The sequence below is a fragment of the Pseudomonas purpurea genome, assembly GCF_039908635.1.
GTDB lineage: Bacteria > Pseudomonadota > Gammaproteobacteria > Pseudomonadales > Pseudomonadaceae > Aquipseudomonas > Aquipseudomonas purpurea.
Map to the genome: position 1 here is coordinate 1402409 of NZ_CP150918.1, position 13238 is coordinate 1415646.

The window sequence follows — 13238 nt, forward strand, 5'->3', positions numbered from 1 at the left end:
TGTAACGGTCTATCGACGCTAATCTGATGCCTTAGAGTACGAGCCTGGTTCTTCCAGGCTTCGTGCTGTCAGATGCTTCAAAGTTTTGGCATGGCTGTCTTTTTTCACTGGATACCTGATATTCGATGCGCAGTCCCAATTGGTTGTTCCTCGTCTTGCTCTTGCTGCTGGCCGGCCTGCAATACCGCCTGTGGGTAGGTAATGGCAGCCTGGCGCAGGTGGCCGACCTGACTCAGCAGATTGCGGATCAGCACGCTGAAAACGAGGCGCTGCTGGAGCGTAACCGGGTTCTGGACGCCGAAGTCATGGAGCTGAAAAAGGGCATGGAGACCGTTGAAGAACGGGCCCGCCATGAGTTGGGCATGGTCAAGGAGGGCGAGACCCTCTACCAGTTGGCCCAATGACCCAGCCATTACCGGCCTTCTGGGCCGTGATTCCTGCCGCGGGCGTCGGTGCCCGTATGGCCGCGGACCGTCCCAAGCAATACTTGCAACTGGGCGGGCGCACTATTCTTGAACACAGCCTTGGCTGTTTCCTCGATCATCCTTCCCTGAAAGGGTTGGTGGTCAGTCTTGCCGTTGATGATCCCTACTGGCCGAACCTGGCCTGTGCTTCCGACGCCCGTATTCAGCGGGTCGAGGGCGGTGCGGAGCGTTCCGGGTCGGTGCTCAATGCTTTACTGCATTTGCATGCGCAAGGCGCTGGCGATGATGACTGGGTGTTGGTCCATGATGCGGCGCGACCGAACCTGACTCGTGATGATCTCGACAAGTTGCTGTCGGAACTGGCTGACGATCCTGTCGGTGGGTTGCTCGCAGTTCCTGCTCGCGACACCTTGAAGCGTGTCGACAAACATGGCCGGGTTCTTGAAACCGTTGATCGCAGCCTGATCTGGCAAGCCTATACGCCGCAGATGTTCCGCCTTGGCGCGTTGCATCGGGCATTGGCCGACAGCCTGGTGGCCGACGCGGTCATTACTGACGAAGCTTCGGCCATGGAGTGGTCGGGTTTGGCGCCACGCTTGATTGAAGGGCGTGCCGATAATCTCAAGGTTACCCGGCCTGAAGATCTTGAATGGCTACGCCTGCGTTGGGCGAATCGCCGCTGAATTGCTCGTTTGTTCTTGAACCGCTATCGCGAGCAAGCTCGCTCCCACACTTGTTTTGCGTTGCCCACCTTTTAACTGTTCGCCAATGAACTCCTGTGGGAGCGAGCTTGCTCGCGATTGCGATGGTTCAGGCAATGCATAAGTCGCTGATGAATACCCGCAGGCCCTAACCCCGATACTCTGGCCGCTTGGTCAAGCCTTCCTTCAGATAGTCCACCAACTTGCGCACCTTCGGCGACAGATGCCGTTGCTGCGGATACAGCGCCCAGACGGCGGTGTTCGGTGGTTGATGAGCGTCGAGCAACGACACCAGCGTGCCGTTGTTCAGATGCTCCAGCACGTAATAGTCCGGCAACTGACACAACCCGACGCCCTGTAGTGCCGCATCCAGCACCGCTTGCCCACTGTTGCAGCGCCAATTGCCTTGTACCCTTTGGGAAAATTCCCGCCCATCCTGTTCCAGTTGCCAGATGTCCGAACTGCCGATCAAACAGTTGTGTCGACTCAGCTCCGACAAACTGTGCGGGCGCCCATACCGTTCCAGATACGACGGTGACGCACACAAGTACATGCGCCGTGGCGCCAGGCGCGTGGCCACCAGCCGTGAGTCTTGCAATCGCCCGAGGCGTATCGCCAGGTCCAGGCCCTCATGCACCAGGTCGAGTGGGCGGTTGCTCAGTTCGATGTCCACGCGCAATTGCGGGTAAAGCCCCATGAAGCTGGTGACCAACGGCACGATAAATCGCTCGCCATAAGCCACCGCGCAGGTCATGCGCAGCATCCCTTTAGGTTCACTGGTCAGGTCGCCGACGGCGCGCAAGGCTTCTTCGCGACCATCCTGCAAGCGCTGGCAGTGTTGCAAAAAAGTTTGCCCGGCCTCGGTCAGCGTGACGCGGCGCGTACTGCGATAGAGCAACCGGGTCTGTAATCGTTCTTCCAGGCGTACGATTTGTCGACTGATGTGCGAGGACGAAACCCCAAGGCGCTCGGCGGCCGCCGTGAATTGGCTGCATTCGGCCACGGCGACGAACTCGTCGATACCTTCCCAGCGATTCTCGGACACGATGATTATCCCTATATGGCAATAATGTTTTGCTTTTGGTTGGATTATTCATCGTCCGGCGGTGTTTTACACTCGCTGTCTCGTTTTTAATCGCTGGAGAGAGTCAGGATGATCAAGTCACGCGCTGCCGTTGCCTTCGAGGCCAAGAAACCCCTTGAGATCGTTGAAGTTGACGTTGCCATGCCCAAGGCGGGTGAAGTCCTGTTGCGCGTCGTCGCCTCCGGTGTGTGCCATACCGACGCCTTCACCCTGTCGGGCGCAGATCCGGAAGGCATCTTTCCCACGATTCTCGGTCACGAAGGGGGCGCGATCGTCGAAGCCATCGGCGAAGGTGTGACCTCGGTTGTGGTGGGTGATCATGTGATCCCCCTGTACACCCCGGAATGTGGGCAGTGCAAATTCTGTAAGTCGGGCAAGACCAACCTCTGCCAGGCCATTCGTGCGACCCAGGGCAAGGGCCTGATGCCGGATGGCACCACGCGTTTCTCCTACAAAGGCCAGCCGATTTTCCACTACATGGGCACCTCGACCTTCTCGGAGTACACCGTGCTGCCGGAAATTTCCGTGGCGAAGATCCCGAAAGAAGCGCCGCTGGAAAAAGTCTGCCTGCTGGGCTGCGGCGTCACCACCGGGATCGGCGCGGTGATCAACACCGCCAAGGTCAAGCCGGGCGATACCGTGGCGATCTTCGGTCTGGGCGGCATTGGCCTGTCGGCAGTGATCGGCGCGGTGAAAGCCAAGGCGGCACGCATCATTGCCATCGATATCAACCCGGCCAAGTTCGAGATCGCCAGGCAGTTGGGCGCGACCGATTGTGTGAACCCGAAAGATTTTGACCGTCCGATCCAGGAAGTCATCGTCGACATGACCGATGGCGGCGTCGACTTTTCCTTCGAGTGCATCGGCAATGTGCAACTGATGCGCGCAGCGCTGGAGTGCTGCCACAAAGGGTGGGGCGAGTCGGTGATCATCGGCGTTGCAGGTGCTGGCCAAGAGATTTCCACCCGTCCGTTCCAACTGGTCACCGGTCGCGTCTGGCGCGGTTCGGCGTTCGGCGGCGTGCGCGGTCGTACCGAATTGCCAAGCTATGTGGAAATGGCCCAGACCGGTGAAATCCCGTTGGATACCTTTATTACCCACACCATGGGCCTGGAAGACATCAACAAGGCTTTCGACCTGATGCATGAAGGCAAAAGCATTCGTTCTGTCATCCATTTCTGAGGAGTAGCGGCAAGCGGCAAGCTTCAAGCTGCAAGAGAAGAACGCTTCTGCTTGCCGCTTATAGCTTGCCGCTTGCAGCCAGGAGTTCATATGAGTCTGGAAAATATCTCCTGTCAGAAAAGCTTTGGTGGCTGGCACAAACGCTACCGCCATCGCTCTGACGTGCTGGGTTGCGACATGGTGTTTGCCGTGTACCTGCCGCCGCAAGCGGAGCAGGGCGGCAAGCTGCCGGTGCTGTACTGGTTGTCCGGTTTGACCTGCACCGACGAGAACTTCATGCACAAGGCTGGCGCCATGCGCATGGCTGCCGAACTGGGGCTGATCATTGTTGCTCCGGACACCAGCCCACGCGGCACCGAGGTGCCGGGCGACCCGGATGGCGCATGGGATTTCGGCCTGGGTGCCGGGTTCTATCTGAATGCCACGCAGGAACCGTGGGCCAAGCATTATCGGATGCATGACTACGTAGTGCAGGAATTGCCTGCGCTGGTTGAAGCGCATTTCCCGGCATCGGATAAACGCGGCATCAGTGGTCATTCCATGGGGGGCCACGGCGCGTTGGTCTGTGCGTTGCGTAACCCCGGGCGGTATCAGTCGGTGTCGGCGTTTGCGCCGATCAACAACCCGATGGACTGCCCGTGGGGTCAGAAGGCATTCACCCGTTACCTGGGCGAAGAGCGTTCGAAGTGGCGTGAATGGGATGCCAGTGTGCTGATCAGCTATGCCCGTGAAAAGCTGCCGTTGCTGGTGGATCAGGGCGACCGGGATGACTTCCTGGCCACTCAACTCAAGCCTGAAGCGTTGCAACAAGCCGCCAAACTGGCCGGTCACCCGCTGACCCTGCGCCTGCAACCGGGTTACGACCACAGCTATTTCTTCATCGCCAGCTTCATCGATGATCACTTGCGGCATCACGCGCACGCTCTAGGCGCCTAATGCCTGACAAAGCAGGTAGAATCACGCCCTGACTAAATCGGGGCGTTTTTTTATGCGTATTGGCCACGGCTATGATGTGCACCGTTTCGCTGAAGGCGATTTCATCACTCTGGGCGGCGTGCGCATCGCACACAGCTTCGGGCTGCTCGCCCACTCCGACGGTGACGTCGTGCTGCACGCCTTGAGCGATGCCTTGCTCGGCGCGGCGGCGCTGGGTGACATCGGCAAACATTTTCCGGACACCGACCCGCAATTCAAGGGCGCTGACAGCCGTGTGCTGCTGCGTCACGTCGTCGCACTGATCCACGCCAAAGGCTGGAAAGTCGGTAACGTCGACAACACCATCGTGGCCCAGGCGCCGAAGATGGCCCCGCATATCGAATCGATGCGCGCGCTGATTGCCGCGGATCTTCAAGTTGAGTTGGATCAAGTGAACGTGAAAGCTACCACCACCGAAAAGCTTGGCTTTGTCGGTCGCGAAGAAGGCATCGCCGTGCATTCCGTTGCCTTGTTGCTGCGCGCATGAATGAACTGCAATTGCTTGGCCCGCGCGCTTATGGCGAAGCCCTCGGCACAGCGGTACTGAAAGCTATCGCCGAAGATTTCCAGGTCGATGAAGTCCTCGACATCCCGTTGACCGGTGACGGTGAACACCTGTGGATCTGGGTGGAAAAACGCGGTTTGAACACCGAAGAAGCGGCCCGGCGAATTGCCAAGGCGGCGGGTGTACCGCTGCGCACCGTCAGCTATGCCGGTTTGAAGGATCGCCAGGCCCTGACTCGTCAGTGGTTCAGCGTGCAGTTGCCGGGCAAGGCCGACCCGGACCTGTCGGCAGCGGAAAACGACACGCTGAAAATCCTCAAGACCTCGCGCCATAAGCGCAAGCTGCAACGCGGCGCTCACTCGGCCAACGGTTTTACCCTGCGCCTGACCCAGTTTTCCGGTGACAAGGCCGCTATTGAAGAGCGCCTGCAACTGATCGCCAAACAGGGCATCCCGAACTATTTTGGTGCCCAGCGTTTCGGTCACAACGGCGGCAACGTGGTGGATGCCCGTGACTGGGCGGCGCGCAAAGCCCTGCCGGAACAGCGCAATGTGCGCTCGCGCCTGCTTTCTACAGCCCGCAGCTTTCTATTCAACCGAGTGCTCGCGGCCCGAGTGGCCGACGGCAGTTGGCAGCGTGCCCAGGTCGGTGACTTGCTGGCCTTCACCGACAGCCGCAGCTTCTTCCCGGCCGGTGAGGCGGAATGCAGCGACCCGCGCCTGGCGATCCTCGACCTGCACCCGACCGGGCCGCAATGGGGCGAAGGCGAATCGCCGGCCAGCGGGGTCACTCACGATCTGGAACAACGCATCGCCGCTGACGAAGCCGACCTGCGCGATTGGTTGATCAATGCCGGAATGAGCCACGAACGTCGCATCCTGCGGCTGCCCATTGGCGGGTTGACGTGGCATTATCCTTCGCTGGACATTCTGCAACTGGAATTCGTCCTGCCGGCCGGATGCTTCGCCACCGTTTTGGTGCGCGAGCTCGTTGATCTGGTGCCGGTGGGGCAGACGGACAGCCCATGCGTATTCTGATTTCTAACGACGACGGGGTAACTGCACCCGGTCTTGCCGCGCTTCATGCTGCGCTGGCGGACTATGCCGAGTGTGTGGTTATTGCCCCGGAGCAGGACAAAAGCGGCGCCAGCAGCTCGCTGACGCTCGACCGTCCGCTGCATCCGCAAACGTTGGCCAATGGCTTTATCAGCCTGAATGGCACGCCGACCGACTGCGTTCACCTGGGCCTCCACGGCCTGCTTGAACAGCAGCCAGACATGGTGGTTTCCGGGATCAACCTGGGGGCGAACCTGGGCGATGACGTGTTGTATTCGGGGACGGTCGCGGCGGCGCTCGAAGGGCGCTTCCTGGAGCGTCCCTCCTTTGCGTTCTCGCTGGTGTCGCGACAAGTTGAAAACCTGCCGACAGCGGCCTACTTTGCGCGCAAACTGGTGGAAGCTCATTCCCGGCTCGATTTGCCACCGCGTACGGTGCTGAACGTGAACATCCCCAATCTGCCCCTCGATCACATTCGTGGTATCCAGCTCACCCGGTTGGGGCATCGCGCCCGTGCGGCTGCGCCGGTGAAGGTGGTCGACCCGCGTGGCAGGGTCGGTTACTGGATCGCGGCGGCGGGCGATGCAGAAGATGGCGGCCCCGGCACCGATTTTCACGCGGTGATGCAGGGCTATGTTTCGATTACGCCGCTGCAACTGGATCGCACCTTCAACGATGCCTTCCAAAGTCTTGATGGCTGGCTCGAGGGGCTGCGCTGATGGCTCGTGAGCAAGACGATATGCTGCGCCGTGGCATCGGGATGACCTCGCAACGCACACGCGAGCGCCTGATTCAGCGCCTGTATGACGAAGGTCTGTCCAACCCGCAGGTGCTGGAAGTCATTCGGCGAACCCCACGTCATCTGTTTGTCGATGAGGCGTTGGCGCACCGGGCTTACGAAGACACGGCGTTGCCGATCGGCCACAACCAGACCATTTCCCAGCCTTATATGGTGGCGCGCATGAGCGAGCTGCTGCTGGAGGCCGGGCCGCTGGACAAAGTCCTGGAGATCGGCACCGGTTCGGGCTACCAGACAGCGGTACTGTCGCAACTGGTAGAACGGGTGTTTTCCGTTGAGCGGATCAAGGTCTTGCAGGATCGGGCCAAGGAACGCCTCGTGGAGCTGAACCTGCGTAACGTGGTGTTCCGTTGGGGTGATGGCTGGGAAGGCTGGCCGGCGCTGGCGCCGTACAACGGCATTATTGTCACCGCTGTGGCGACCGATGTGCCTCAGGCCTTGCTCGATCAACTGGCGCCGGGTGGCCGGTTGGTGATCCCGGTGGGCGCGGGAGAAGTTCAACAATTGATGCTGATCATTCGCGAGGAACAAGGCTTCTCGCGGCGTGTTCTGTGTGCGGTACGTTTCGTTCCTTTGCTCAATGGCCCCCTGGCCTGAGCATTTGTTTAAACGCGCTGAATTCTGTTTGATCGGTCTGGTCTTACAGCGGGATTGTTCGTTAAACGCGGTTAATCGCCACCAGGCAAACGTGTGCGTAGAGCAAATATGCGTTGCGGGCGGTAAAGCCTCGATGGCCAGTTATACTTGCGACACTTCATGCCTGAACCAGGCAATTTTTTATTATCAGCCACCACAAAGGGAGCGGCGGGTGAGTCTCACAGTCATTGCGCAGCGTATCGGTATCACAAGCTTTAAGCGCCTGGTGACTGGCCTTGTCTTGAGTTCCTTGCTGGTCGGGTGTTCCAGTACACCTTCGAGCAACGTGCGTGTCGTCGACCGCAACAATGCGGCTGCCCAGCGTCCGGCGGTGACCACGGGTCAGTACGTGGTGCGTCCTGGCGATACGATGTTCTCCATCGCCTTCCGCTACGGTTGGGACTACAAGGCGTTGGCCGCGAGGAACAACATTCCTACGCCTTACACCATCCATCCAGGTCAGACGATTCGCTTTGACGGGCGCACCGGTTCATCGTCGAACACTGTGGTCACCCAGTCGGGTGCGAGCGCTTCGTCGTCGAGCAAAACCACGATCATCCGGCGTCCGGTCGGGACTACCGCAGCGGCAACACCGACCGTCGCCAGCAAGACTCCGCTGGCCCCGCTACCGCCTGCGGGCCCCGCCCCGACTGGCTGGGGATGGCCTTCGAACGGGATTTTAATTGGAAAATTCTCTTCAAACGGTAGTTTGAATAAAGGCATTGATATCGCCGGGGATTTGGGACAGCCTGTTTTAGCTGCGTCTGATGGGACGGTGGTATACGCCGGGAGTGGCTTAAGGGGCTACGGCGAATTAGTCATCATCAAACACAGCGATACCTACGTCAGTGCCTACGGTCATAACCGCAGGTTGTTGGTTCGGGAGGGGCAGCAGGTCAAAGTCGGACAGACAATTGCCGAGATGGGTTCAACGGGTACAGACCGGGTGAAACTGCACTTTGAGATTCGCCGACAAGGTAAACCTGTAGATCCGCTGCAATTCCTGCCACGTCGTTGATTTGTTTGCCAGCCTGTTCCATCACGTAGAGGGAACAGGCTCCAGCGTTGCCAAGGATCAAGGCGCCGCTTGAGCTTGAGGTCGAACTCACCAAAGGACTATAACAATGGCTCTCAGTAAAGAAGTGCCGGAGTTTGACATCGACGATGAGGTTCTCCTGATGGAGACCGACATCGCTATGGATTCGATGTCGAATAATGAAGGGGCCGCACCACCTTCCGTTCGCGCCAAATCCAAGCACTCCGCTTCACTCAAGCAACACAAATACATTGATTACACACGGGCGCTCGATGCGACCCAGCTGTACCTCAATGAAATCGGCTTTTCCCCATTGCTCTCACCGGAAGAAGAAGTTCATTTTGCGCGCCTGTCGCAAAGTGGCTGTCCGGCCGGGCGCAAGCGCATGATTGAAAGCAACCTGCGGCTGGTGGTGAAAATCGCCCGACGCTATGTCAATCGTGGGCTATCGCTGCTCGACCTGATCGAAGAGGGCAACCTCGGGCTGATCCGGGCGGTGGAGAAGTTCGATCCGGAGCGTGGCTTCCGCTTTTCGACTTACGCGACCTGGTGGATCCGTCAGACCATCGAACGCGCGATCATGAACCAGACCCGGACCATCCGGTTGCCGATTCATGTGGTCAAGGAGCTGAATGTCTACCTGCGGGCCGCCCGCGAGCTGACGCAAAAGCTCGATCATGAACCTTCACCCGAAGAAATCGCCAGCCTGCTGGAAAAACCGGTCGGTGAGGTCAAGCGCATGCTTGGCTTGAATGAGCGGGTTTCTTCGGTCGACGTCTCGCTGGGTCCGGATTCGGATAAAACCCTGCTGGACACCCTGACTGACGATCGCCCTACCGATCCGTGTGAGCTGCTGCAGGACGACGACCTGTCGCAGAGCATCGATCAGTGGCTCTCGGAGCTGACGGACAAGCAGCGCGAGGTGGTGATACGCCGCTTCGGGTTGCGTGGTCACGAAAGCAGTACGCTCGAAGACGTAGGCCTGGAGATCGGTCTGACCCGTGAAAGGGTTCGGCAAATCCAGGTTGAAGGCCTGAAACGTCTTCGCGAGATCCTGGAGAAGAACGGCCTGTCCAGCGAGTCGCTGTTCCAGTAACGGAGCATGCTCAACCGACAGTAAAAAACCCCGAGAGATTCGGGGTTTTTTATGGCCTGCACAAAAGTGAGGTGCTCGCAATGACGCTACTAGAGTTCCGTCGCAGGCTCACGTAAGCCTTGGCTTACTCTTTCGTAAGTATTCGGGGTTTTTGGTGGTTGAAAGTGGCTAGCCTATGCCTGAGAATGATTTCAACTTATTGATTTATATAGATAAATTTTAAACATGAACCGCGTGTTTCGGCCGTGCGGTGCCGATTGAGGGCGTTGCTCCCGGCGCGGAACTCTCTAATATCAACCCTGTGCCAACGGATAGGCACACCCGTCAAGGATGATGGTCAGGGAGCATCGCAAGGAAGTGATTCATCAGGATGATGAAAAGGAACACAGGGACTAGGGAAAAATGTGGGCGGGTCAAACCGCCCCTTTTTTTTGCCTGCGAAAAAGTGAAAGACCCGATCCGCAAAAGCAAAAAGGCCCACAAGGGGCCTTTTTTGATCACACGCGGTAATCAGCGTATGAGGTCTTTGATCTTGCCTTTGACGCCATCAAACTCGGCTGCATCAGGCAGAGAGTCTTTCTTCTCGGTGATGTTGGGCCAGATCTCGGCCAGCTCAACGTTCAACTGAATGAATTCCTGCATCTCATCCGGGACTTCGTCTTCGGAGAAAATGGCCACAGCAGGGCATTCTGGCTCGCACAGTGCGCAGTCGATGCACTCATCCGGGTGAATCACCAGGAAGTTCGGGCCTTCGTAAAAGCAGTCCACCGGACAGACTTCTACGCAGTCGGTGTACTTGCACTTGATGCAGTTGTCGGTGACGACGAAGGTCATTTCTAGTTCTCTCCTCAGGCGCGGCTTGCTGCGCCCCTTCACGGTGGGGTCGCAAGGTTTGGGAGCGATAGTCTGCAGGCCAGGCTAAAGGCCCGCAGCATCCCAAACCGCGCGAGATTCTAACAGCTTGCAGGCAAGTGCGTTAGATCCGTGTCTTTAGTGTATAGAGCATTTCGAGTGCTCTACGCGGAGTCAAGTCATCCAGGTCAAGCTTTGCCAACTCTTCCAGTACTGGATGAGGCAGGCTGGCGAACATATCACTTTGCTGCGGAACAGCCACCTTGCCGGTAACCGGGCGCGGTACTTCGTGGGGCAGGCTGGTGGTTTCCAGGCGGCTCAGGTGCTCGCGAGCCCGCACAATCACTTCGCTCGGCACACCGGCCAGTTGCGCCACCGCCAAGCCGTAGCTCTGGCTGGCCGGCCCCGGCAGTACGTGGTGCAGGAAGACAATGCGTTCGTTGTGCTCGGTGGCGTTGAGGTGCACGTTGGCCACCAGTGGCTGGTTTTCCGGCAGTACGGTGAGCTCGAAGTAGTGCGTGGCAAACAGCGTGTAGGCGCGCAGGTGGGCCAGACGTTCAGCCGCCGCCCAGGCCAGCGACAGACCGTCGAAGGTGCTGGTGCCGCGACCGACTTCGTCCATCAGCACCAGGCTGCGTTCAGTGGCGTTATGCAGGATGTTGGCGGTTTCGCTCATTTCAACCATGAAGGTCGAACGCCCGCCCGCCAGGTCGTCACTGGAACCGATCCGGGTGAAGATCCGGTCCACCAGCGACAGTTCGCAACTGGCCGCCGGTACGAAGCTGCCAATGTGCGCCAGCAGCACGATCAATGCCGTTTGCCGCATGTAAGTGGATTTACCGCCCATGTTCGGACCGGTGATCACCAGCATCCGGGTGTTGTCGTCCAGGCTCAGGTCGTTGGCCACGAACGGCGTGCTCAGCACTTGTTCAACCACCGGGTGACGACCCTGGGTGATGCGCATGCACGGTTCGCTGACGAACCGTGGGCAGTTCAGGTCCAGGTTCAGTGCGCGCTCGGCGAGGTTGCTCAGCACATCCAGTTCGGCCAGCGCGGCTGCGGTGTCTTGCAGCGGTGGCAATTGGCTGATCAGGTCCTCAAGCAAGGCTTCGTAAAGCATTTTCTCGCGGGCCAGCGCACGGCTCTTGGCCGACAGGGCCTTGTCTTCGAAGGCCTTGAGTTCCGGGGTGATGAAACGCTCGGCGCCCTTGAGGGTTTGACGGCGAATGTAATCGGCCGGTGCCTGCTCGGCCTGCTTGCTCGGCAGTTCGATGAAGTAGCCGTGAATGCGGTTGTAGCCGACTTTCAGGTGCGACAGACCGGTGCGGGCTTTCTCGCGGGCTTCGAGGTCGATCAGGAACTGTCCGGCGTTTTCGCTCAGCGATTGCAATTCATCGAGTTCAACGTCGTAACCGGTCTTCAGCACGCCACCGTCGCGAATCACCGCAGGCGGGTTGTCGATGATGGCTTTTTCCAGCAGCGCCGCCAGTTCAGGGTAAGTGCTGGTGGTCGTGGCCAGCAGGTTGAGGTGCGGGGCCTCGAGTTCGGTCATCGCGACTTGTAGCGCTGGCAGGGCGCCCAAGGCGTCGCGCAGGCGAGCCAGATCGCGCGGGCGGGCGTTGCGCAAGCCGATTCGCGCCAGAATCCGCTCGATATCGCCGATTTCCTTGAGCTGCGGTTGCAGCTTTTCAAAGCGATAGCCGTCGAGCAGGCAAGTAATGGAGGTCTGACGCGCCAACAGCACGCTCAGGTCTCGCAGCGGACGGTTCAACCAACGGGTCAGCAAACGGCTGCCCATGGCGGTCTGGCAGCGGTCGACCACCGATTGCAGGGTGTTGTCGCGCCCGCCCGCCAGGTTGGTGTCCAGCTCCAGGTTGCGGCGGCTCGCACCGTCCAGTACGACGGTGTCGTCCAGGCGTTCATGACGCAGGCTGCGCAAGTGCGGCAGGGCGGTGCGCTGGGTTTCCTTGGCGTAGCTGAGCAGGCAACCGGCAGCGCCGATGGCCAGGGTCAGGTTTTCGCAGCCAAAGCCTTTAAGGTCCTGGGTAGAGAATTGCTGGCACAGGCTTTTCAGCGCCGAATCACGCTCGAAATCCCACGGCGCACGGCGACGAACACCACGACGCTTCTCGGCCGGCAGGTCTTTTGGCCAGTCATCCGGGATCATCAGCTCGACCGGGTTGACCCGCTCCAGCTCCGCCAGCAGGTTTTCCCAGCCCTTGATTTCCAGCACGGTGAAGTTGCCGCTGGTGATGTCCAGCACGGCCAGGCCGAACAGACGCTCATCCCCCAGCACGGCGGCGATCAGGTTGTCGCGGCGCTCGTCCAACAGGGCCTCATCGCTGACGGTGCCGGGCGTGATGATGCGGACCACCTGACGGTCCACCGGGCCTTTGCTGGTGGCCGGGTCGCCGACCTGCTCGCAGATCACTACCGACTCGCCGAGCTTGACCAGCTTCGCCAGGTAACCTTCGGCGGCGTGATAAGGAATCCCGCACATTGGAATCGCCTGGCCTGCCGACTGCCCACGGGCGGTCAGGGTGATGTCCAGCAATTTGGCGGCTTTCTTCGCGTCTTCGTAGAAGATCTCGTAGAAGTCACCCATGCGGTAGAACATCAACTGGTCGGGGTGCTGGTTCTTCAGGCGCCAGTACTGTTGCATCATTGGCGTGTGCGAGGACAGATCGGAAATAGCTTTATTCATCAGGTAGTCGGGCGAATTCGTCAAAGTGGTGGGCAAAAGGGGCGCAAGGCCGGCTTTTTCGCGATGGGCGCAAGGTTACCATGGGCTGGCGACCCTTCGCAGGGATCAAAGGCTAGCGGGTGTTGCACCTTTGTATGCATTTGGTATGCAAATCAGCATTTGTCTTCCGCGCAAAGAACAAGCACTAT

At 59.2% G+C, this 13238-nt stretch carries 13 protein-coding genes; 10 read left to right on the forward strand and 3 right to left on the reverse strand.

Translation table 11 applies throughout. The annotated features are described in order from the left end of the window. Nucleotides 1–125: 125 nt before the first annotated feature. Nucleotides 126–404 (forward strand): cell division protein FtsB, encoded by a 279-nt coding sequence (gene ftsB / locus AABM54_RS06205; RefSeq protein WP_347904423.1) that lies wholly within the window; start codon nucleotides 126–128, stop codon nucleotides 402–404. Further along, nucleotides 401–1108, forward strand: a complete 708-nt coding sequence (ispD, locus tag AABM54_RS06210) for a 2-C-methyl-D-erythritol 4-phosphate cytidylyltransferase (RefSeq protein ID WP_347904424.1) — start codon at nucleotides 401–403, stop codon at nucleotides 1106–1108. Before ftsB ends, ispD begins: the two co-directional genes overlap by 4 nt. Before the next feature lie 166 nt (nucleotides 1109–1274). On the opposite strand, the gene AABM54_RS06215 is transcribed toward ispD, so the two are convergent. Next, nucleotides 1275–2171 carry a LysR substrate-binding domain-containing protein gene (locus AABM54_RS06215; protein WP_347904425.1) on the reverse strand — a complete coding sequence of 299 codons (897 nt, stop codon included), beginning with the start codon at nucleotides 2169–2171 and terminating at the stop codon, nucleotides 1275–1277. A 108-nt stretch (nucleotides 2172–2279) separates the two neighbouring features. Here AABM54_RS06215 and AABM54_RS06220 point away from each other — a divergent pair, with 108 nt between their 5' ends. The 8 genes from AABM54_RS06220 (at nucleotide 2280) to rpoS (ending at nucleotide 9494) form a co-directional block, all read left to right on the forward strand. Next, nucleotides 2280–3392 carry an S-(hydroxymethyl)glutathione dehydrogenase/class III alcohol dehydrogenase gene (locus tag AABM54_RS06220; RefSeq protein WP_347904426.1) on the forward strand — a complete coding sequence of 371 codons (1113 nt, stop codon included), beginning with the start codon at nucleotides 2280–2282 and terminating at the stop codon, nucleotides 3390–3392. A gap of 90 nt (nucleotides 3393–3482) precedes the next feature. Further along, nucleotides 3483–4328 (forward strand): S-formylglutathione hydrolase, encoded by an 846-nt coding sequence (gene fghA, locus AABM54_RS06225; RefSeq protein WP_347904427.1) that lies wholly within the window; start codon nucleotides 3483–3485, stop codon nucleotides 4326–4328. A gap of 52 nt (nucleotides 4329–4380) precedes the next feature. After that, nucleotides 4381–4854 (forward strand): 2-C-methyl-D-erythritol 2,4-cyclodiphosphate synthase, encoded by a 474-nt coding sequence (ispF, locus tag AABM54_RS06230; RefSeq protein WP_347904428.1) that lies wholly within the window; start codon nucleotides 4381–4383, stop codon nucleotides 4852–4854. Next, the gene (gene truD / locus AABM54_RS06235) at nucleotides 4851–5909 is read left to right on the forward strand and encodes a tRNA pseudouridine(13) synthase TruD (RefSeq protein WP_347904429.1); all 1059 of its coding nucleotides are present in this window, start codon (nucleotides 4851–4853) and stop codon (nucleotides 5907–5909) included. Before ispF ends, truD begins: the two co-directional genes overlap by 4 nt. Then, nucleotides 5897–6646 carry a 5'/3'-nucleotidase SurE gene (gene surE, locus AABM54_RS06240; RefSeq protein WP_347904430.1) on the forward strand — a complete coding sequence of 250 codons (750 nt, stop codon included), beginning with the start codon at nucleotides 5897–5899 and terminating at the stop codon, nucleotides 6644–6646. The genes truD and surE overlap by 13 nt, the downstream gene beginning before the upstream one ends. A 41-nt stretch (nucleotides 6647–6687) precedes the next feature. After that, complete coding sequence (locus AABM54_RS06245) at nucleotides 6688–7323, forward strand: protein-L-isoaspartate(D-aspartate) O-methyltransferase (RefSeq protein WP_347906139.1); 636 nt, start codon at nucleotides 6688–6690, stop codon at nucleotides 7321–7323. A 211-nt stretch (nucleotides 7324–7534) separates the two neighbouring features. After that, complete coding sequence (locus AABM54_RS06250) at nucleotides 7535–8380, forward strand: peptidoglycan DD-metalloendopeptidase family protein (protein ID WP_347904431.1); 846 nt, start codon at nucleotides 7535–7537, stop codon at nucleotides 8378–8380. 106 nt (nucleotides 8381–8486) lie between these two features. Then, the gene (gene rpoS, locus AABM54_RS06255) at nucleotides 8487–9494 is read left to right on the forward strand and encodes an RNA polymerase sigma factor RpoS (RefSeq protein WP_347904432.1); all 1008 of its coding nucleotides are present in this window, start codon (nucleotides 8487–8489) and stop codon (nucleotides 9492–9494) included. A 510-nt stretch (nucleotides 9495–10004) separates the two neighbouring features. Here the strand turns inward: rpoS and fdxA are convergent. Both fdxA and mutS read right to left on the reverse strand, forming a co-directional pair. Beyond that, nucleotides 10005–10328, reverse strand: coding sequence for a ferredoxin FdxA (gene fdxA, locus AABM54_RS06260; RefSeq protein ID WP_166592664.1), 324 nt, complete (start codon nucleotides 10326–10328; stop codon nucleotides 10005–10007). Nucleotides 10329–10470: 142 nt separating this feature from the next. After that, a complete protein-coding gene (mutS, locus tag AABM54_RS06265) occupies nucleotides 10471–13038 on the reverse strand; it encodes a DNA mismatch repair protein MutS (RefSeq protein ID WP_347906140.1) in 2568 nt (855 codons plus the stop codon). Nucleotides 13039–13238 lie beyond the last annotated feature (200 nt).

Bases quoted from the DNA above. Each gene is read 5' to 3' on its own strand.
- fdxA (WP_166592664.1), bottom strand. From the start codon at position 10,328: ATGACCTTCGTCGTCACCGACAACTGCATCAAGTGCAAGTACACCGAC.
- rpoS (WP_347904432.1), top strand. From the start codon at position 8,487: ATGGCTCTCAGTAAAGAAGTGCCGGAGTTTGACATCGACGATGAGGTT.
- AABM54_RS06220 (WP_347904426.1), top strand. From the start codon at position 2,280: ATGATCAAGTCACGCGCTGCCGTTGCCTTCGAGGCCAAGAAACCCCTT.
- ftsB (WP_347904423.1), top strand. From the start codon at position 126: ATGCGCAGTCCCAATTGGTTGTTCCTCGTCTTGCTCTTGCTGCTGGCC.
- AABM54_RS06245 (WP_347906139.1), top strand. From the start codon at position 6,688: ATGACCTCGCAACGCACACGCGAGCGCCTGATTCAGCGCCTGTATGAC.
- fghA (WP_347904427.1), top strand. From the start codon at position 3,483: ATGAGTCTGGAAAATATCTCCTGTCAGAAAAGCTTTGGTGGCTGGCAC.
- surE (WP_347904430.1), top strand. From the start codon at position 5,897: ATGCGTATTCTGATTTCTAACGACGACGGGGTAACTGCACCCGGTCTT.
- truD (WP_347904429.1), top strand. From the start codon at position 4,851: ATGAATGAACTGCAATTGCTTGGCCCGCGCGCTTATGGCGAAGCCCTC.
- ispD (WP_347904424.1), top strand. From the start codon at position 401: ATGACCCAGCCATTACCGGCCTTCTGGGCCGTGATTCCTGCCGCGGGC.
- ispF (WP_347904428.1), top strand. From the start codon at position 4,381: ATGCGTATTGGCCACGGCTATGATGTGCACCGTTTCGCTGAAGGCGAT.